Origin of the sequence: Rhizobium sp. RSm-3 (assembly GCF_001854685.1) — a bacterium.
GTDB lineage: Bacteria > Pseudomonadota > Alphaproteobacteria > Rhizobiales > Rhizobiaceae > Rhizobium > Rhizobium ecuadorense.
Window position 1 is genome coordinate 41,003 of record NZ_MAWZ01000001.1, and the last position, 18,207, is coordinate 59,209.

The window sequence follows — 18,207 nt, forward strand, 5'->3', positions numbered from 1 at the left end:
TGTGATCTCCCCACCTGTGGGGGAGATGCCCGGCAGGCAGAGGGGGGCGGCCACGGCACACCCTCTCCCATGTCAGAAAACCTCAAAACAACGGCAACCGATCGTCCTGGATCAAAATCTCCAGCTTGTCCGACACATCCTGCGTCCACGCCCGATGTTCCGTCAACGCCGCCGGGAAAAGGCCGGGAAGGGTGAAAAGCGCCGCCGAGATCGCCGGGCCGGTGCGCGGGACATCGGCAATCAACGCCGCGATTTCGGCAGCCCGGGGATCGCGCAGCTCGTAACGATCGCCATTGCCGTGTTCGCCGAGCGCATAGCGCATCCATGCCGCAACGGCGATCGCATAGGTCTCTGCCCGGTCGCCATGCGCCAGCGCCTCGCAGGTCGGTTCCAGCAGCCGCTGCGGCAGTTTCTGTGTGCCGTCCATGGCGATCTGATAGGTGCGATGTGCGATCGCCTTGTTTGCAAAGCGTGCTATCAATTCGTTGGCATAGTCGTCGAGATCGATGCCGGGGACCGGATCGAGCGTTCGCGCCGCCGCATGCATGTGGCGATAGGCCAGGGCTGCCAGGGCAGCATCGTCCATCACGTCGCGGATAAATTCATAGCCGCCGATATAACCGAGATAGGCGAGCAGCGAATGGGCGCCGTTCAGCATCCGGAGCTTCATCTTCTCATAGGCCGAGACGTCTTCGACCATCAGCGCGCCACGCACATTTTCCCAGGCCGGACGGCCATCGGCGAAATGATCTTCGATAACCCATTGCGTAAAGGGCTCCGTCTCGATCGCCGCCATATCCGTGCGGCCTGTCAGCCGCTCGGCATCGGCATAGGTCGCGTCGGTACTGGCCGGGGTGATGCGGTCGACCATCGTCGACGGGAAGGGTACATTCGCTTCGATCCAGTCATGCAGATCGGCATCGATGCGAGAGGTGAATTCGAGCACGAGGCGTCTCAGGACGGCGCCGTTGCTCGGCAGGTTGTCGCAGCTGAGCGGCGTGAAGGGAGCGATCCCCTTCTGCCGGCGGCGTGCTAGGCCTTCGACGAGATAGCCGATGACGCCGCGCGGCGCATGCCGGTCGGCGAGGTCGGCGACGATGTCGGGATGTTTGAGGTCGAGGCCGCCCGTTGCCGGATCGAAACCGTAGGCCTTTTCCGTCACCGTCATGCTGACGATGCGGATTTCCGGATCTTCGAGCCGCGCCAGCAGGCCGGCCGGATCGCGCGGCGCCACATGCGCCTTAAGAATCGAACCGATCACCTCAGCCGTCGTGCCCGACGTATCGCGGATCAGCGTCGTATAAAGCCCGTTCTGGGCGCTCAGATTGTCGGCGACATCGGGCGTGCGCAGGCTTGCCACCTCGATGCCCCAGTCGCCGCCTGCAGCGGCCAGCGCGCCATCGGTAAACGGCGCAAAATGCGCGCGAAAAAAGGCGCCGGGGCCCAGATGCAGGATGCCGCTTTTCAGCCGGCTGCGGTCATAGGCGGGAAGCTTCGCCGTCGGGGCGAGGCCGGAAAGGGTCTGCAGTCGTTCGCTCACAGCTTGTAGGCCTTCTTCGCATTGCCATAGGAAAGTTCGCCCGCCACGATCTCGGCTTCCCCTTTGGAAATCCGGTGCTCGGCGGTAAGCCCGGCGAGGAAACGGCAGACTTCGCGGCGCCAGACGTCATGCCGCGCCGGGATCGAAAGCAGCGCCCGCGTATCGTCGTTGAAGCCCGCCATATTGGCGAAGCCAGCCGTTTCCACCACCTGGTCGAGATAGCGGCGAATGCCGAGCGGGCTGTCGTGGAACCACCAGGGCGGGCCGATCATCAGGCAGGGCCAATGGCCGGCCATCGGCGCCAGTTCCCGGGCATAGGTCGTCTCGTCGAGCGTGAACAGCAGCACCCGCAGCCCCGGCGCATGTCCGTATTTTGAAAGCAGCGCGTTCAGGCCGCCGACCCAGTCGGTGGGCGTCGGAATATCGGCGCCCATATTCGGCCCGCGCGTCGCAAACAGCCCGCTGTCGGTGTTGCGCCGCGAGCCGGCATGGATCTGCATCACCATGCCGTCCTCGGCCGAAAGTCCGGCCATCTCGGTCATCATCTGGCCGCGGAAAAGTTCTGCGTCGGCAGCCGAGAGCGGCCCCTTCAGCGCCCTGTCGAGCAGCGCCTGTTTTTCCGCAAGCGGCAGATCGGCGGTGAAGGCGCTCGGTACGCCGTGATCGGTCGCGGTGGCGCCGAACTGGCGGAAATAGGCGCGTCGGCGCCGATGCGCCTCGATCAGCCCGTCCCAGCGCGTCACATCGGCGCCGGTGATCTCTCCGAATTTGACGAGATTGTCGCGGAAGCCGACGGCGTCCGGATCGGTGACGCTGTCCGGCCGGTAGGTGGTGCGTACCTTGCCGATCCAGCCGTCGGCCACCATCTTCTGATGATGAACAAGCGGGTCGAGCGCGCCTTCGGTGGTCGCGATCGTTTCGATTCCGAATCGCTGATGCAGTGCCCGCGGCCGGAATTCAGGACGGGCGAGCTGGGCATTGATATGGTCGTAGAGCGCATCGGCATTGTCAGATGTCAGCGGTTCGGTGCAGCCGAGCACGGCCGACATCGCATGGTCGACCCAGAGGCTCGAAGGCGTGCCGCGGAAGAGATGGTAATGCGCGGCAAAGCTCCGCCAGATCGCGCGCCCCGTTGCCACCGGCTTGCCGTCCAGCCGGGGAACGCCGAGTTCGTCCAGCGTCACGCCGACGCTGTGCAGCATCCGGAAAAGGTAGTGATCGGGAATGACCAGCAGCGAGGCCGCGTCTTCGAAGGGCTTGTCGTCGGCAAACCAGGACGGTTCGGTATGGCCGTGCGGGCTGACGATCGGAAGATTGCGCACCGTCTCGTAGAGGTCTCGCGCGATCGTCCGTGTTGCCGGATCGGCCGGAAAGAGCCGGTCCGGATGAAGAAAGCCGTTGCCTGCATCCATCAGTATTCCTCCCTGATGGATAGGGCCTACCCCACAACATCAGGCACGGCAAGGTCTTTCAGTAACCAAACGGTTCGGTTTTGCGTGTGGGCGCGACCGCCCTCGAAAGCATTGACGCGGTGGCCTATTTCCGCTTTGGGAGAACCATCTGTTCTGCCGGTTTCGGCAAAGGAGGATCTAGAGCCTTTCCGGGTTAGATTGTAGCATTCTGTTGGCTCAAACGGAGTCGGATGGTCGACCGGCTGGCGCGCGTTGTAGCCCAGCTCTACGGCCAAGCCGGCCGGTCGAGCAGGCGGCCCGTTTCAGCCAACCCTCCCGCAGATTTGCCTAGCAAATCTGCAAGACTCAGGAATCGCCGGACGCACTTACCGCTTCGCCACGGCGAAGCGGTGCGGCCGGTGGGCCGGGCATCTTTCCGCCAGGGCAAAGGCGATCGGCTCGAACGTACCAAGGGGTATGCCCGTCGCCAATCGCCTTTGCCCTGGCGGAAACCTGCTCCGGCAGAATGCTGCAATCTAACCCGGAAAGGCTCTAATGTCCGACGAGACGAACCGCATCACCAGGCTGGAGGAAATGCTGGCCCATCAGGCAAAGACGATCGAGGAGCTTTCCGATCAGCTGACCGAGCAATGGAAGGTCGTGGAGCAGATGCGCACCAAGCTCGACCGGCTGACCGAACGTTTCCTGTCGCTTGAGGAACAGTCGCTGGAGGCGCCTGGTATCACCCGCCCGCCACATTATTGACGGCACGCGGCAGTCTGCCGCGTGCACTTTTGACGGAATGGTTTCAGACGCCGCCGATGCAGAGATATTTCATTTCCAGATAGTCGTCGGCGCCGTGGCGTGAGCCCTCGCGGCCGAGGCCGGATTGCTTGATGCCGCCGAAAGGCGCGGTCTCGGAAGACATGATGCCGGTATTGATGCCGATCATGCCATATTCCAGCGCTTCCGCCACCCGCCAGACCTTCTTCAGGTCGCCGGCATAGAAATAGGCGGCAAGGCCGAATTCCGTATCATTGGCTTGAGTGATGACATCCTCGGCCGTCTCGAAGCGGAAGAGCGGCGCCACCGGCCCGAAGGTTTCCTCACGCGCCACCTTCATGCCGCGGGCAACACCGGTCAGCACCGTCGGGGCAAAGAAGGTGCCGGCGCCGTCGATGCGCTTGCCGCCGGTCAGCACCTTGGCGCCCTTGGCAAGCGCGTCGCCGACATGGTCTTCCACCTTGGCAAGGCCCTGCTCGTCGATCAGCGGCCCGATCTCGACACCCGCCTGGAAGCCGTCGCCGACCGACATTGCGGCGACCCTGGCGGCAAGCTTGGCCGCGAAGGCGTCATAGACGCTCGACTGGATGTAGAGGCGATTGGCGCAAACGCAGGTCTGGCCGGCATTGCGGTATTTGGAGGCGATCGCGCCCTCGACGGCGGCATCGAGATCGGCATCGTCAAAGACGATGAACGGCGCGTTGCCGCCGAGCTCCAGGCTCACCTTCTTGATCTGGTCGGCGCATTGCCGCATCAGGATGCGGCCGACCTCGGTCGAGCCGGTGAAGCTGATCTTGCGCACCTTGTCGTTGCCGCAAAGCTCGCGGCCGATCGCCGGGCCGTCGACGCCGACGATCAGGTTGAAGACACCTGAGGGAATGCCGGCCTGTTCGGCGAGCACGGCAAGGGCGATCGCCGTCAGCGGCGTCTGTTCGGCCGGCTTCGACACCACAGTGCAGCCGACGGCCAGTGCCGGCGCAATCTTGCGGGCAATCATCGCCGCCGGGAAATTCCACGGCGTGATCGTGCCGACGACGCCGACCGGCTGCTTGATGACGATCATGCGCTTGTCATCGGAAGGCGCGGGGATCGTCTCGCCGTAGATCCGCTTGGCTTCTTCCGCATACCATTCGACATAGGACGCGGCATAGAGGATCTCGCCGCGCGCTTCCGCGATGGGCTTGCCCATTTCGGCGGTGAGGATTGCAGCGAGCGCATCTGCATTGGCAACCATCAGGTCGAACCATTTGCGCAGGATGAGGCTGCGCTCCTTGGCGGGCCGCGCAGCCCAGGCCGGCTGGGCGGCATAGGCCGCATCGATCGCCGCCCGCGTCTCGGCAGCCCCCATATCGGGCAGCGAAGCGAGCAGCTCGCCGGTTGCCGGGTTGAACACCTCGAAGGTCTTGGTGGCATCGCCCGATGTCCAGACGCCGTTGATATAGCCGGCGGCGCGCAGGAACGGCGAAGAGAAGGGAACGTGCTTTGTCAGGGCGGTGGTGAAAGCCATGTCATATCTCCTTGGGAGCGGCTGCCTGTTGCCGGCAGCCGTTGAAATCCGGTACCTGTCGCATCACTTGGCCGCGCTTGCTTCCAGCATCGAGGCCTCGAGAATGTCGAGCGCCTCGCCAAGGACCTCGTCCTGGATGGTAATCGGCGCGAGGAAGCGGATGACGTTGCCGTGGACACCGCAGGTGAGCAGGATCAGCCCCTTGTCGAGTGCGATCAGCCGCACCCGGTTGGCGAAATCGGCGCTCGGCAATCCCGTCGTCCGGTCGTTGAATTCGACGGCGTTCATGAAACCCGGGCCACGGATATCGGCGATCTCGGGCACCGTGTCGCGCAGCGATTCCAGCCGCTGCTTCAGCCGTCCGCCAAGCTGGTTGGCGCGGTTGCAGAGATCTTCGTCCTTGATGACGTCAAGCACGGCGTGGGCGGCAGCGATGCCGATCGGGTTGCCGCCATAGGTGCCGCCGAGCCCGCCCGGTCCCGGCGCATCCATGATTTCGGCGCGGCCGGTGACGGCGGCGAGCGGAAAGCCGCCGGCAAGGCTCTTCGCCATCGTCGTCAGGTCGGCCGCCACCTCGTGATGATCCATCGCGAACATCCGGCCGGTGCGGGCAAAACCGGTCTGCACTTCGTCGGCGATCAGCAGCATGCCGTGCTGGTCGCAGAGTTCGCGCAGCGCCTTCATGAAGGCGGCGGGTGCGGCGTAGAAACCGCCTTCGCCCTGCACCGGCTCGATGATGATGGCCGCGACCCGCTGCGGATCGACATCGGCGGCAAAGAGCTTCTTCAGCGCCGCCAGCGACTGATCGGCGGTGACGCCGTGCAGCTCGACCGGGAAAGGAACGTGGAACACATCGCCCGGCATGGCGCCGAAGCCGACCTTGTAGGGCACGACCTTGCCGGTCAGCGCCATGCCCATGAAGGTGCGGCCATGGAAGCCGCCGCCAAAGGCGATGACGGCCGAGCGGCCGGTGGCCGCACGCGCGATCTTGACGGCATTTTCGACCGCTTCTGCGCCCGTCGTGACGAAGATCGTCTTCTTCTCGAAGTCACCCGGCAGCAGCGCGTTCAACCGTTCGGCAAGGCTGACATAGTTTTCGTAGGGAACAACCTGGTGGCAGGTATGGGTGAAATGGTCGAGCTGATCCTTGACCGCCGCGATGACTTTGGGGTGACGGTGTCCGGTATTGAGAACGGCGATGCCGGCCGCGAAATCGATATAGCGGCGGCCCTCCTTGTCCCAGATCTCGGCATTCTCCGCACGATCGGCATAGATCTGGGTCGTCATGCCGACGCCGCGGGAAATGGCGGCGTTCTTCCGGTCGGTAAGGCTTGTCGCGGTCATCAATGCGCTCCTGGCTGAAAGGGGATCTGGAATTATCTTGCAGAAATTCTGCAATCACTATCGAAATTCCTACATTTTTCCTGTAAGAAAACAAGAGCCATTTTTTGCTTCAAACATCACGTGTTTTGATGAATGCTCGCACGCGATTGGAATCAGGGATATTTCGGATGAATGATAGCGGGCCTGTACGCTACAAGGTGGCCGAGGCCGCGCGGTTGGCGGGCGTTTCGGCTTCGACGCTGCGGCTCTGGGAAAGTCAGGGTCTGCTCGTTCCCGGCCGTTCGCAAACCGGCCATCGGCAATACAGCGCCGACGATCTGGCGCGCTTGAAGCGCATCTCCTGGTATCGTGTCGAGCGCGGCCTCAATCCCGCGGCCATCCGCGAGGCGCTGGAGGCCGAGGAGCCGTCCGCCGATGGCGCCGAGACAAGCCAGGGAACCGGCCTCGGCCGCAAGCTGCGCAGCCTGCGCCACGCGAGCGGCAAGACGCTGGAGCAGGTGGCCGGCGACATCGGCATCACCGCTTCGACCCTCTCGACCCTGGAGCGCACCTCGCAGGGCGTCGGTTTCAAGACGCTGCATGACCTCGCCGAGTATTACGGCACCACCGTTTCCCGCCTCTCCGGGGAGGAAAGCGGCGAGGTGCCGGTCATGGTGCGTGCCGGGGAATGGCGCACCTGGCCGGAAACGACCCCTGGAGTCGCGGTGCAGTTGCTTGCCGAAGGCCGCAGGATGATGGATTGCCATCGTTTCGTGCTGGCGCCGGGTGCTGCCAGCGAAGGCGCCTATCGTCACGAGGGCGAGGAGTTCATGCACGTTCTGTCCGGCCGGCTCGAACTGGTGCTCGACAGCGATCAGTTCTTCGATCTCGGACCCGGCGATTCACTTTACTTCGAAAGCCGCCGCTACCATTCCTGGCGCAATCGCCACGATGGCGAAACCGTTCTTCTCTGGATCAACACGCCGCCGACATTCTGATCCACCGCCAGAGGAAGCGGTTTCGCATTTTGCGGCTTTGCGCTATAGCGCTAAAACACGATCTCAGGCCGCTTCAGCCTGACATCCTAGGGGAAGACAGTCTCATGGCCGCCACCATACGTTATCACGAAGGCGATATATCAGCGGTCGATGCCGCCCGTTACACCGGCGCGGTCGCCATCGATACCGAAACGCTCGGCCTGGTGCCGCGCCGGGACCGGCTCTGCGTCGTCCAGCTTTCGCCGGGTGACGGCACCGCCGACGTCATCCGCATCGCCGCCGGCCAGAAAGAGGCTCCCAATCTCGTCGCCCTGCTCGAAGATCCGACCCATCAGAAGATTTTTCATTACGGCCGCTTCGATATTGCCGTGCTCTTCCACACATTCGGCGTCACGACGACCCCGGTGTTCTGCACCAAGATCGCCTCGCGCCTGATCCGCACCTATACGGATCGGCATGGCCTCAAGGACAATCTCAAGGAGATGCTCGACGTCGATATCTCCAAGGCGCAGCAATCTTCCGATTGGGCGGCCGAGACGCTGTCTCCGGCCCAGCTCGAATATGCCGCTTCCGATGTGCTTTATCTCCACGCGTTGCGCGACAAGCTCACGGCACGCTTGATCCGCGACGGCCGCTTCGACCATGCGACGGCCTGCTTCGCATTCCTGCCGACCCGCGCCAAGCTCGACCTGCTCGGCTGGGAAGAGGCCGATATTTTCGCCCATAGCTGAGTAAATTGCCTGCGGCACAATTGAAAACAAAGACCGTCGACGGGCCTGTCTGCGGCTGTTAGCGATTCGTTAACGCCTCTTTCCTAAAATTCCCATTAATATTTATGCATTTCGATGACGCCGGTATTGCGTCATGCGGACAGGAGGATCTGCTGGGATGCAAGGGGGCCGGATGAGCGCGGCCCTTTTATGGAGCCTGCTTTCATCGTCACTTTGCGAAAGGAGCATGCCATGTTGACTCCCGTTCGTGCAGCGTCCAATGCAAGCTTTTCGTCCCAAGGCCAGACTGCGGCGATCGTCGCCGGCGGCCTCGGCCGTTCTGTGATTGCGCCAGCGCCGGTCAACCCCGTCGAAGCCGCCGATCTGAATTCCGCCATTGCCGGCAAACTCAGTATCCTGCTCCTTGCCGCACGCGAGCGCATGATCGAAGCCCTCCTCGACGCCATCGATGCGGCCGGCCGCGCGATCTCGCTGGATCGCGGCGAGGACGAAAGCAATCTCGCCTTCGCCTCCCGGCTTGCCGATGCCATCCAGCGGCTGCCGGCTGCCAGGATCGACGAGGTGGAGCGCCAACTTACGGAGCAAGGCCACAGCCTGCCGCTTCGGATGATCGCCGCAGCCCTGAAGAATCCCGCAGGTCCGGAAGCAGCCCGCATCGTCGCCTATCTGGAAATTGTCCGCTACAAGGATCGCGATCTCGCCGCCCGTGCCGTCGTGCGCTCCTATGGCCAGAACGACGCTTCGCCGATGCGCGCCGAAGCCCGGCCGGAAATCCAGCTGCACGAGGATCATGCGTCTGCCGCCATGCGCCAGCCGGCAGACAAGCCGTCCGCACCGGCCAGTTCGCTGGTCGAGACCGCGGCTTTGGCAACCGCCGAGGAGGCGGTCATCACTGAGGCCGTGGACGCTGCCGATCCGGAAGCGCCGCGGCCCGAAAACCGGGCTCAATCCGCGTCGGCAGCGGCAAGCGCGGTCGCCCCGGAGGAACCCGAGCCGCAGGAGATCGACGCCGCGCCAACCTTGCCGGCCGAGGCCACAGCGGCCGAGGACGCGCGGGAAATGCCGGAGGCGCCTGCGATCCAGCCTCGCGCCATGTCGGGAAAAGGCGATCCCGTCATTCCGAGAAATTGGACGGGAATTGTCGCTTCGATGACCGAAGAGGTCTCCGAGATGATCGTCACCATCATCCGCGAGCAGGACGTCGAAGCCGTGTTGGAGGATGGCCGCGTCGAAGCGGCCGTGGAGATCGATGCGATCCTCGACGATGCCGTCATCAGCGATGCGACCGAAACCCTGACCAGGCAGCCGGCGGAACTCGCAGCACCCGATGCGCGCCCGTCCGCAGCGCCGCGCCCTTCGCCGGTGGAAACGGAGATCGTAGCCGCAACTGTCCGCCAGCCGAAAGACACCGCTGCGCCACCGCCGATGATGCCGATAGCCGAGACGGCCGAGGCTGCCTATATCCCGCTGGCGGCAAGGATGCCGGAGGGACTTGCCTATACGCAGCTGCCTTATCAGTTCGCCAAGGATGTCCCGTCGAACGAGAAGGCGGGTGAAACCAGCCACCAGCATCACCACGATGGCGCGCCGCCGGATCAGCAGCCAGGGGATCCGCAGCAGGAAGATCAGCAGCAGGCGCAGTCGGGCGGCGGGGATGCCGCGGCCGATGCCGAAGCGGCCAATGCGGCGCCTCAGCGCAGGACGCCGAGGATGATCGATGCCGAGCCGACGCCTTATCAGTCAGGCGCGGCCGCCGACCCTGTTTACGCGCTCTATCAGCGCATGGTCGGCTGGGAGTAAATGTTCATAACTTGAAAATGAAGAACCCGCCGGATCGCTCCGGCGGGTTCTTCAATTCAAAGGCGGATGCGAGGCTTATTCGCCGCCGCGGTTCTTCAGGGCTGCGCCCAGAATGTCGCCGAGCGAAGCGCCGCTGTCGGACGAACCGAACTGGGCAACGGCTTCCTTCTCTTCCGCAATCTCCAGAGCCTTGATGGACAGCATGATCTTGCGGTCCTTCTTGGAGAAGTTGGTGACGCGGGCGTCGAAGACCTGGCCGACCGAGAAGCGCTCAGGGCGCTGTTCGTCGCGGTCGCGGGCGAGGTCGGCGCGACGGATGAAGGAAGTGATGTCCTCGTGGTTGACGAGCTTCACTTCGACACCGCCGTCGTTGACCGCGATGACTTCGCAGGAAACGACTGCATTCTTGCGCAGGTCGCCCGATGCAGCGGCGTCGCCGACCGCATCCTTGCCGAGCTGCTTGATGCCGAGCGAGATGCGTTCCTTCTCGACATCGACGTCGAGAACGACGGCCTTGACGACGTCACCCTTGTTGAACTCCTCGATGACCTGTTCGCCCGGACGGTTCCAGTCGAGGTCGGAGAGGTGCACCATGCCGTCAACGTCGCCGTCGAGGCCGATGAACAGGCCGAATTCGGTCTTGTTCTTGACTTCGCCTTCGACTTCAGTGCCGGCCGGATGGCTGCGGGCGAATGCTGCCCACGGATTTTCCAGCGTCTGCTTGAGGCCGAGCGAAATACGGCGCTTGGACGGGTCGACTTCGAGAACGACGACTTCGACTTCCTGGCTCGTGGACAGGATCTTGCCGGGGTGAACGTTCTTCTTGGTCCAGGACATTTCCGAGATATGGATCAGGCCTTCGATGCCCGGCTCCAGCTCGACGAATGCACCGTAGTCGGTGATATTCGTGACGGTACCGGAAATCTTCTTGCCTTCCGGATACTTGGCCTGGATGCCATCCCACGGATCGCTCTCGAGCTGCTTCATGCCGAGCGAGATGCGGTGGGTTTCCTGGTTGATGCGGATGATCTGAACCTTGACCTGCTGGCCGATGTTCAGGATTTCCGACGGATGGTTCACACGGCGCCATGCCATGTCGGTGACGTGCAGCAGGCCGTCGATGCCGCCGAGGTCGACGAACGCACCGTAATCGGTGATGTTCTTGACGACGCCGTCGACAACCTGGCCTTCTTCGAGGTTCTGAACGATTTCAGAACGCTGCTCGGCGCGGGATTCTTCCAGGACCGTACGGCGCGAAACCACGATGTTGCCGCGGCGCTTGTCCATCTTGAGGATTTCGAAGGGCTGCGGGTTGTGCATCAGCGGGGTAACGTCGCGGATCGGGCGGATGTCGACCTGAGAACGCGGCAGGAAGGCGATCGCACCGTCGAGGTCGACCGTGAAGCCACCCTTGACCTGGTTGAAGATGACACCTTCGACGCGCTCGCCAGCTTCGAACTTGGCTTCGAGCTTGACCCAGCTTTCTTCGCGGCGAGCCTTCTCGCGCGACAGAACAGCTTCGCCAAGCGCGTTTTCGATACGCTCGACGTAGACTTCGACTTCATCGCCAACCTTGAGCTGGCCGTCCTTGGCACGGGCGCCGAATTCCTTGAGCGCGATGCGGCCTTCGACCTTCAGGCCGACGTCAACAACGGCGACATCCTTTTCGATGCCCGTGACGATACCCTTGGTTACATAGCCTTCGGCCAGATCGTTCTTGGCAAAGGACTCTTCGAGAAGGGCCGCGAAATCCTCGCGAGAGGGAGTTGCTACTGACATAAAATCTCCTGCGTGTCCTGGATAGGGAAGCGGACACGTATGCGCCGGTTGGTTTGCGTTGAACGGGCCTGAACCCAGTCCGCCCTCTTTCACGAAGGCAATCCGGCGCTTGGACGGAATTTCAGGCTGCTGTATTAAAAGCGATCCATGCGTCTGAGCATGCAAAATCGCTTGAATTTAGGCATCTCGGCTCAAGACCGCATCGATGATCGATTGAGCGGCTTGAAACGCGGCCTCTATACTCATTTCCGACGTATCAAGCAAGTGCGCATCATCAGCTGGTTTCAAAGGGCTGTCGGCCCGTCCCATGTCGCGTTCGTCGCGCCGCTTGACGTCCTCGAAAATCGCATCGAAATCGGCCGTCGCCCCCTTGCCGAGGATCTCGTCGTAACGGCGTCTTGCCCGCACCTCCGGCGTCGCCGTCACATAGAGCTTCACCGGCGCATCCGGGCAGACGACCGTGCCGATATCGCGCCCGTCGAGCACGGTTCCCGGCGCCTTCGTCGCAAATCGCCGCTGCGCCTCGACCAGCGCCCGGCGCACCGCCGGCATGACGGCTATTTTCGACGCGGCTTCGCCGATCTCATGTTTGGAAAGTATATCGCGATCCAATCCGGCAAGTTCAACCTCCCGCGCGATCTTTTCGGCCACCGCCTCGTCATCGAGCGGCAGGCCGGCGTCGAGCAGCGCCTTGGCCGTGGCGCGATAGGTCAGGCCGGTATCGAGATGATGGAAGCCGTATTGCTCGGCGATGCGGCGCGAGAGAGTGCCCTTGCCGGCCGCCGCCGGGCCATCGATGGCGATGGTGAAAGTCCTGGTGCTCATCTTGTCAATCCTGGGCAACCGGCTCAAAGGCCGCGGCGCGGCGCCATGCACGCGTAATCCTTTGTAAAGGCGCAGCATTTTCTTCGCAAGGCCGCCCCTTCCGGCGACGATCTTCGCTCAGCTCCGCAGCTGCCGCGGCTCGCTACCATAAACCCGCCGGCCGGTCATCCGTCGGCGCCGGAAATACCTTGCGCTCCGATCATAAAGTTTGGCTTTGACATGGGAAGCCACAGCGATTAAGGGGACCGGCTTATAAATTCCGATGGAACGCCGGCTTGAACGGCATTTGCCGAATCTCGGATTCGGCCATTCTCACGAGGCTTATAGTGGCGAAAGCGGAACTTGGAACCAAGCGTACCGATCCGGAAACCGGCAAGAAGTTTTATGATCTGAACCGGGATCCGATCGTTTCTCCTTATACCGGCAAGTCCTACCCCCTGTCCTTCTTCGAAGAAACCTCGGCGATAGCTGACGTTGCCGAAGAAGACGAGGTTGCGGAAGTCGATACCGAAAACACCGAAGTCGAACTGGTATCGCTTGAGGATGCCGATGACGCCGCCTCCGGCGACGACATCCCGGATATGGGCGACGACGATGTCGAAATCGAAGGCGATGACGACGACGACACCTTCCTCACACCCGACGAAGACGATGACGACGACGACATGAGCGACATCATCGGCGTGACCGGCGACGAAGACGAAGTCTGACGGCTGCATTTCGGCCCGGCGAGGAAAAAATTCTCCGGGCCGGATTTTTTAGGCTTGCTATCTCCGAAAACCGGAAGTAATAAGCCGCCACTCCGCAGGGCACGCCCTGCGAAGCATCCCAGGACCGGCCCTCAGCCGGACCACCTTGATGGGGCTATAGCTCAGCTGGGAGAGCGCTTGCATGGCATGCAAGAGGTCAGCGGTTCGATCCCGCTTAGCTCCACCACGCTTCGCCCTTACGGGCTTCGCGTGGCGCAGCCGCGGGAAACCGTTAGGCCGAAGCAGTGCCCGGCATAGCCGGAAGGGCGACGACGGGCTGAAACGCTGATGTGGTACGTTTATATTCTCCGCAGCGTCGATTTTCCCGATCAGGAATATACCGGCTCTACCGCAGATCTGAAACAGCGTCTGTCGGCGCACAATGCCGGAAAATCCACCCATACCGCCAAATTCGCACCATGGAATTTGCTCTGGTATTGCGCCTTTCCTGACAAGCACAAGGCGCTTGAATTCGAAACATACCTGAAATCGCATTCCGGCAGGGCTTTTGCCAGCAAGAGACTGGTCCAGCCTAATCTGGCGTCAAATCGACTCGCCGACCGGAAGACCGATTCCGAATAAACGCGGGTGCAGGCGAAAGCCGTGCCTCTCGCAGAGGCGTCAATAACGGGCATAAATTAGAGACCATCGATTTGGCGCTGGCATTCCGCTCCCACGACCTCAATCTCTCGGCGATTGCACCGACAGCCCCGCAGCCTCTATTCCCGCAAAGAACCGCTGCTGATCCTCGGTTCGCGCCAGCCGGCTGACGACTTCGCGTCGGATGTTCGGGATCAGTGCAGGTGATTCGCGCCTGATCCAGTCGAGCTGTTCGTCGGCCTCCTGCTTTTTTCCAAGCGCGCCGAGAATGGAGAGCAATACGAGGCGATGCATCGGGTTGTAATTGAGATCAGACATGCGCGACCAGAGTTCGGCAGCCTGCGTATCGCCGCGCATGAAGGCGCAGAGGGCCATTCCGACTTCGTAATATCCGCGTGGGCCGGCATTTTTGCCGACGGCCTCCGAAATCAGCGTGCAGCCTCTATCCCATTCCCCCGACATCGACAGGCGCAGGCCGTATTCACCCGCCACTTCGGTATCGTTCGGATTGCTGGCATAGGCGGCGGCGCCGGCGCTGAGAGCGGCAGCCGGATCATGACCGAAAAAGTTGGCCAGCATCAGTGCCTGAAGGGCGCGGGCATTCTTCGAGTCGAGCTGCACCGCATGCTCGGCAAGTTCTTTGGCGATGCCGAGCGTGGCGGCCGTCGATTGCGTGTGAAGCTTGTATGAAAAGCGGAACTCGTCGAGATATATCAACGAAAGAAGGGCCGCGACATTGGAATCGGCCGGGGTTTTTTCCACGGCCTGTTGCAGGCAGGATTTCGCCGCTTCGTGAGCTTGCACCGTCATTTCGTTGCGGTAGCTGTAATAGGAGAGAACGCAGGAAAAAGCGTCCGGATTGCCGGCAATGGCCGCAGTATCGGTTTGGAACATGACGCCGAACGGCCGCGCGACCGCCGCGGCGATATCCCCGGCAAGGATCGTTTGCGTTTTCGGGATGCCTTGCATCTTCAAGTCGGCATCGTAGTCGCTTGCCCAGATGACAGCAGCATCGGCCCGTCGCACGAGTCTGGCTGTCGAGCGCAAGTTGCTGCCCTCAAGCCGCACACTTCCCTGCAGGGCATAGAGCGGCCCTGGCGAAGCTTCGCCGGTTTTCCGCGGCATGGCGGTGACGACGACGATGTCGTTGAAGCGGACCAGCTTCTCGATGATATCGTCGGTCATGCCGCGGGAGATATCGGAGGCAAGGCTCCCGTCGGGCGCGCTTTCAAAACGCTCGACGATAATGGTGGGGCGATTGTCGGTTCCCGCTACCGTCTCGCGCTCCGCATTCGACGATCCCAACTGCTGAAGGAGCGCTGCTGCCGCGGCCAGGATGAGCACGGCGCCCGCTGCAAGCAGCCAATATAGGGGCCGCGATAGACCCCGGTCCGGTTGCTCCCGGCTGATCGTATCCGCAGCCGTATCGATCTGCCCGCTATCATCGCCCGACCGGCCAGGCCGATGGGGGTGCTCGGGTGACACCAAGTTCGCGGGTCCAGCGCTCTCGATGACATCGAAGACCGGCGCGTAGCCGCCCTTCGGGATGGTGATGATGATCCGGTCGGCGCCGCCGGCGGTCAGGTAATAATGTTCGAGTTCCCGTCTCAGCCGGCCGGCTTCGATACGAACGCAGGGGTCCTGCTGGGCATCGAAGTTCGCGTCCCGGCCAAAAACGGCCTGCGCGATGGTAAAGGCCTTCAGATAGTCGCGACGGCCCGCAAGCGTTTCCGTGACGACGAATTCAAGGAACTTCCTCGTCCGTTCGGGAAGGCGGAACTCCCGGCTGGAAAGAATTCGCTCGAGTTGCTGCTGCACCTCCTCCTGCGAGGCGGCGACCCTGTTTATGCCTGCACTCGTCATCGGTTCCCCCAGACTGCGATTGCGAACAATCTGCAGCACGCCCCGCCAGCCGTAACGGCAATGCTGCCCAGCTGAATACCCCACCCAACGCCAAAAGAATCCGATGACTGGCCAAATAATGGACGTAGTCACGATTTGCGAAAGGCCGGCGTAGGATACCGTATTCTACCGGCCCGGTCATGTATTTTACTGCCTTAGTCTCCAAGCTCGCCCTATCATCGCCGGGTATTCTGGAGGAGGCTGCGATGACATCACCTGAGACCTCTACATCCCATCCGATGACGAGTGCAGAGGAACTGCGCAAACGTGCTCTGGAGCTTCAGCTTGTCGAGATGGAGCGCAGCGAAAAGATCAAGGCGCGTGAAGCAAAGAAACACGCGGAATTCGTCGAAGATTTTTTCCGCAAACAGCTCGGCGAGGCCGAGCGCGCCACCATCAAGCGGCTGGTCATGAAAGCGGCCGCAGACGGCAAATACGAGGCGCTGATCTACAGCTTTCCATCGACCTTCTGCTCCGACAGCGGCCGGGCCATCAACAATAACCTGTCGGGATGGCAGAAGACGCTGCAGGGAAAGGCAAAGGAACTTCTCGAACTTTTCGAAGAGGTTGCCAAGCCGCAGGGATACGGGCTGAAGGCCATGATCATCAACTTCCCGGACGGCATGCCCGGAGACGTCGGCTTCTTCCTCACCTGGGAGCCGCCTGTCGAGTGACCGGCAGGAAAAGCGAGAGCAGTTCCAGCAAAAGCGCCTAGCCCTTTTGCTTCGGGAATTATGTGAGAACAAGGAGTGGAGCATTTCCGGGATTCGGAGAAAACCGGAAATCCTTCGGGAGAAATCAACGTGAAAGCGACCGAGATCGAGCGCAAATTCCTCGTGCGTAACGATAGCTGGCGCGCGCGGGCCAGCATTTCACATGTCCTGCAGCAGGGGTATCTGTCTCGCGGCGAGAACCCGGTGCGTGTCCGTCTGATTGACGGTCGTTCCGCCTGCCTGACAATCAAATTCCATACGATGGGGCTTGCGAAAGACGAATATGAGTATGAGATTCCCGTCGAAGAGGCGCGAGACCTGCTTCTCCATGCGACTGGCCACGTTATTGAAAAGACCCGCTACCGGGTCGTTCACGAGGGCCGAAACTGGGAGGTGGACGTCTTTGCCGGAGCCTATGAGGGATTGACGCTCGCCGAGATCGAAATAGCGAGCGAAGAAGATCTGCCGGCGCTGCCGCAATGGCTCGGGCGGGAAGTCACGGGCAACAAACGCTATTCCAATCGCGCCATGGCCGCTGCCTCGTACAAGCCCCCCCTGATTGCGTCGGGGCGGACAGGGGCAGCGGCGTCGCACCTCTGAAACGGGGCGCGGGACGCTGCCCGAACCTAATCGCTTACAATGGTCCAGTTGGTATCCGGATTGAATTCCTTGATTGCGGCGGCGCGCTGTTCCGTCTGCGGTCCGAGATCGCGTTGGTAGATGGCGCTCCTCCCGTTGACGATAAATGTCTGCACGCCGGTCACGCGATAGTTGACCGGCCAGGCGATGAGTGCGAAGCCGCCGGTCATATATCCATTGATGACGTAGCTTTGTTTGCCGCCGAGCACATTGTCGCCCTGGGCGGTCAGGATGCGATAGCGGTATCCGAAATAACCTTCGCCGCGTTTGGCGGCGCCGAAGGCGGCCGTCTCCACAAGCGCGCTTGCCGGGCTTTCTTCCGGATAGACCTTCGGGTCCCAGTAGAGACCGTCCAGCTTGCCTGGACTGCTGATCAGTTTCTTGGCGAATTCGTAAATACCGTCACCGTCGCGATCGTCGGATGCATATTGATACTGCGCCGCCACATATTCGTGCATCGTGTCGATCGTCGCCAGTTCGTTCTCGCCGATGCGCCGGTTGACGATCTCCTCAAAGCCGCGTTGTGTGTCGAAGGACCATTTCCCATCCTTGTCCTCGGTGAGCGGGAACGGCAGAGGCCAGAGCCGATCGCCGATCGCAACGATCTTCGCACCATCGGCGTCTTTCAGGATCATCTGTCGCTCGGCGCCCTCCCGGATCAATCCATAAGCGATCATCGCCTCGTTGCTGGCGCGCAGTCTGTCCGCGTTCAGGCCGAGCAGATCGGCAAGATCGCCGATATTATTGGAGCCGAGCACCGATTTCAGCCGATCGAGGGCAAGATCCGGGCTGTCGAATTTCGGTGAAGCCTTTGCCGCCTTGTATTCGGTGAGATCCGTCTGGCCCTGCGAAATCGCCGGTGTCGCCGGTATCGCGCAAAGCGCTGTCGCAAGCATGAGCGGGATTACGATCGCTTGACGTCTCATG

Annotated in this window: 16 protein-coding genes and 1 tRNA gene; 9 read left to right on the plus strand and 8 right to left on the minus strand. The window is 61.9% G+C overall.

The genetic code is table 11. The annotated features are described in order from the left end of the window. Positions 1 to 82 precede the first annotated feature (82 nt). Positions 83 to 1,540: a mannitol dehydrogenase family protein gene (locus tag BBJ66_RS00160; protein ID WP_071084076.1), complete on the minus strand. Its 1,458-nt coding sequence runs from the start codon at positions 1,538 to 1,540 to the stop codon at positions 83 to 85. After that, on the minus strand, positions 1,537 to 2,952 hold the full coding sequence (gene uxaC, locus BBJ66_RS00165) for a glucuronate isomerase (RefSeq protein WP_071084078.1): 1,416 nt from the start codon (positions 2,950 to 2,952) through the stop codon (positions 1,537 to 1,539). Before uxaC ends, BBJ66_RS00160 begins: the two co-directional genes overlap by 4 nt. 534 nt (positions 2,953 to 3,486) lie before the next feature. Between uxaC and BBJ66_RS00170 the strand changes: the two genes are divergently transcribed. Continuing rightward, on the plus strand, positions 3,487 to 3,696 hold the full coding sequence (locus BBJ66_RS00170; RefSeq protein WP_071084084.1) for a SlyX family protein: 210 nt from the start codon (positions 3,487 to 3,489) through the stop codon (positions 3,694 to 3,696). A gap of 43 nt (positions 3,697 to 3,739) precedes the next feature. On the opposite strand, the gene BBJ66_RS00175 is transcribed toward BBJ66_RS00170, so the two are convergent. Both BBJ66_RS00175 and BBJ66_RS00180 read right to left on the minus strand, forming a co-directional pair. Next, positions 3,740 to 5,221, minus strand: a complete 1,482-nt coding sequence (locus BBJ66_RS00175) for an NAD-dependent succinate-semialdehyde dehydrogenase (RefSeq protein WP_071084087.1) — start codon at positions 5,219 to 5,221, stop codon at positions 3,740 to 3,742. 63 nt (positions 5,222 to 5,284) lie between these two features. After that, the gene (locus BBJ66_RS00180) at positions 5,285 to 6,565 is read right to left on the minus strand and encodes a 4-aminobutyrate--2-oxoglutarate transaminase (RefSeq protein ID WP_071084089.1); all 1,281 of its coding nucleotides are present in this window, start codon (positions 6,563 to 6,565) and stop codon (positions 5,285 to 5,287) included. Between the two features lie 167 nt (positions 6,566 to 6,732). On the opposite strand from BBJ66_RS00180, the gene BBJ66_RS00185 reads away from it, so the two are divergent. From BBJ66_RS00185 to BBJ66_RS00195, 3 genes are all read left to right on the plus strand, one after another. After that, a complete protein-coding gene (locus tag BBJ66_RS00185; RefSeq protein ID WP_049731310.1) occupies positions 6,733 to 7,542 on the plus strand; it encodes a MerR family transcriptional regulator in 810 nt (269 codons plus the stop codon). A 104-nt stretch (positions 7,543 to 7,646) separates the two neighbouring features. Then, positions 7,647 to 8,273: a ribonuclease D gene (locus BBJ66_RS00190; protein WP_071084092.1), complete on the plus strand. Its 627-nt coding sequence runs from the start codon at positions 7,647 to 7,649 to the stop codon at positions 8,271 to 8,273. A gap of 231 nt (positions 8,274 to 8,504) precedes the next feature. Further along, positions 8,505 to 10,073, plus strand: a complete 1,569-nt coding sequence (locus BBJ66_RS00195; protein WP_071084094.1) for a hypothetical protein — start codon at positions 8,505 to 8,507, stop codon at positions 10,071 to 10,073. 75 nt (positions 10,074 to 10,148) lie between these two features. Here BBJ66_RS00195 and rpsA read toward each other — a convergent pair whose 3' ends face one another. Both rpsA and cmk read right to left on the minus strand, forming a co-directional pair. Next, positions 10,149 to 11,852, minus strand: a complete 1,704-nt coding sequence (gene rpsA / locus BBJ66_RS00200) for a 30S ribosomal protein S1 (protein ID WP_003571265.1) — start codon at positions 11,850 to 11,852, stop codon at positions 10,149 to 10,151. A gap of 177 nt (positions 11,853 to 12,029) precedes the next feature. Next, positions 12,030 to 12,677, minus strand: a complete 648-nt coding sequence (gene cmk, locus BBJ66_RS00205) for a (d)CMP kinase (RefSeq protein WP_049731307.1) — start codon at positions 12,675 to 12,677, stop codon at positions 12,030 to 12,032. A gap of 326 nt (positions 12,678 to 13,003) precedes the next feature. Here cmk and BBJ66_RS00210 point away from each other — a divergent pair, with 326 nt between their 5' ends. The 3 genes from BBJ66_RS00210 (at position 13,004) to BBJ66_RS00220 (ending at position 14,008) form a co-directional block, all read left to right on the plus strand. Beyond that, positions 13,004 to 13,387: a TIGR02300 family protein gene (locus BBJ66_RS00210; protein ID WP_003583384.1), complete on the plus strand. Its 384-nt coding sequence runs from the start codon at positions 13,004 to 13,006 to the stop codon at positions 13,385 to 13,387. Positions 13,388 to 13,537: 150 nt separating this feature from the next. Continuing rightward, positions 13,538 to 13,613 (plus strand) — tRNA-Ala (locus tag BBJ66_RS00215). A gap of 101 nt (positions 13,614 to 13,714) precedes the next feature. Then, a complete protein-coding gene (locus BBJ66_RS00220; RefSeq protein ID WP_049731306.1) occupies positions 13,715 to 14,008 on the plus strand; it encodes a GIY-YIG nuclease family protein in 294 nt (97 codons plus the stop codon). A gap of 99 nt (positions 14,009 to 14,107) precedes the next feature. Here BBJ66_RS00220 and BBJ66_RS00225 read toward each other — a convergent pair whose 3' ends face one another. Further along, on the minus strand, positions 14,108 to 15,889 hold the full coding sequence (locus BBJ66_RS00225; protein ID WP_071084096.1) for a hypothetical protein: 1,782 nt from the start codon (positions 15,887 to 15,889) through the stop codon (positions 14,108 to 14,110). A gap of 245 nt (positions 15,890 to 16,134) precedes the next feature. Between BBJ66_RS00225 and BBJ66_RS00230 the strand changes: the two genes are divergently transcribed. Continuing rightward, positions 16,135 to 16,602, plus strand: coding sequence for a hypothetical protein (locus tag BBJ66_RS00230; RefSeq protein WP_049731304.1), 468 nt, complete (start codon positions 16,135 to 16,137; stop codon positions 16,600 to 16,602). Positions 16,603 to 16,731: 129 nt separating this feature from the next. Next, a complete protein-coding gene (locus tag BBJ66_RS00235) occupies positions 16,732 to 17,241 on the plus strand; it encodes a CYTH domain-containing protein (protein WP_071084916.1) in 510 nt (169 codons plus the stop codon). 26 nt (positions 17,242 to 17,267) lie between these two features. Here BBJ66_RS00235 and BBJ66_RS00240 read toward each other — a convergent pair whose 3' ends face one another. Beyond that, positions 17,268 to 18,206 carry a DUF2950 family protein gene (locus tag BBJ66_RS00240; protein WP_071084098.1) on the minus strand — a complete coding sequence of 313 codons (939 nt, stop codon included), beginning with the start codon at positions 18,204 to 18,206 and terminating at the stop codon, positions 17,268 to 17,270. Between the last annotated feature and the right edge of the window lies 1 nt (position 18,207).

Coding starts and splice junctions, on each gene's coding strand:
- BBJ66_RS00220 (WP_049731306.1), top strand. CDS start 13,715: ATGTGGTACGTTTATATTCTCCGCAGCGTCGATTTTCCCGATCAGGAA.
- BBJ66_RS00240 (WP_071084098.1), bottom strand. CDS start 18,206: ATGAGACGTCAAGCGATCGTAATCCCGCTCATGCTTGCGACAGCGCTT.
- rpsA (WP_003571265.1), bottom strand. CDS start 11,852: ATGTCAGTAGCAACTCCCTCTCGCGAGGATTTCGCGGCCCTTCTCGAA.
- BBJ66_RS00190 (WP_071084092.1), top strand. CDS start 7,647: ATGGCCGCCACCATACGTTATCACGAAGGCGATATATCAGCGGTCGAT.
- BBJ66_RS00195 (WP_071084094.1), top strand. CDS start 8,505: ATGTTGACTCCCGTTCGTGCAGCGTCCAATGCAAGCTTTTCGTCCCAA.
- BBJ66_RS00185 (WP_049731310.1), top strand. CDS start 6,733: ATGAATGATAGCGGGCCTGTACGCTACAAGGTGGCCGAGGCCGCGCGG.
- BBJ66_RS00230 (WP_049731304.1), top strand. CDS start 16,135: ATGACATCACCTGAGACCTCTACATCCCATCCGATGACGAGTGCAGAG.
- BBJ66_RS00225 (WP_071084096.1), bottom strand. CDS start 15,889: ATGACGAGTGCAGGCATAAACAGGGTCGCCGCCTCGCAGGAGGAGGTG.
- BBJ66_RS00170 (WP_071084084.1), top strand. CDS start 3,487: ATGTCCGACGAGACGAACCGCATCACCAGGCTGGAGGAAATGCTGGCC.
- cmk (WP_049731307.1), bottom strand. CDS start 12,677: ATGAGCACCAGGACTTTCACCATCGCCATCGATGGCCCGGCGGCGGCC.
- uxaC (WP_071084078.1), bottom strand. CDS start 2,952: ATGGATGCAGGCAACGGCTTTCTTCATCCGGACCGGCTCTTTCCGGCC.
- BBJ66_RS00175 (WP_071084087.1), bottom strand. CDS start 5,221: ATGGCTTTCACCACCGCCCTGACAAAGCACGTTCCCTTCTCTTCGCCG.
- BBJ66_RS00180 (WP_071084089.1), bottom strand. CDS start 6,565: ATGACCGCGACAAGCCTTACCGACCGGAAGAACGCCGCCATTTCCCGC.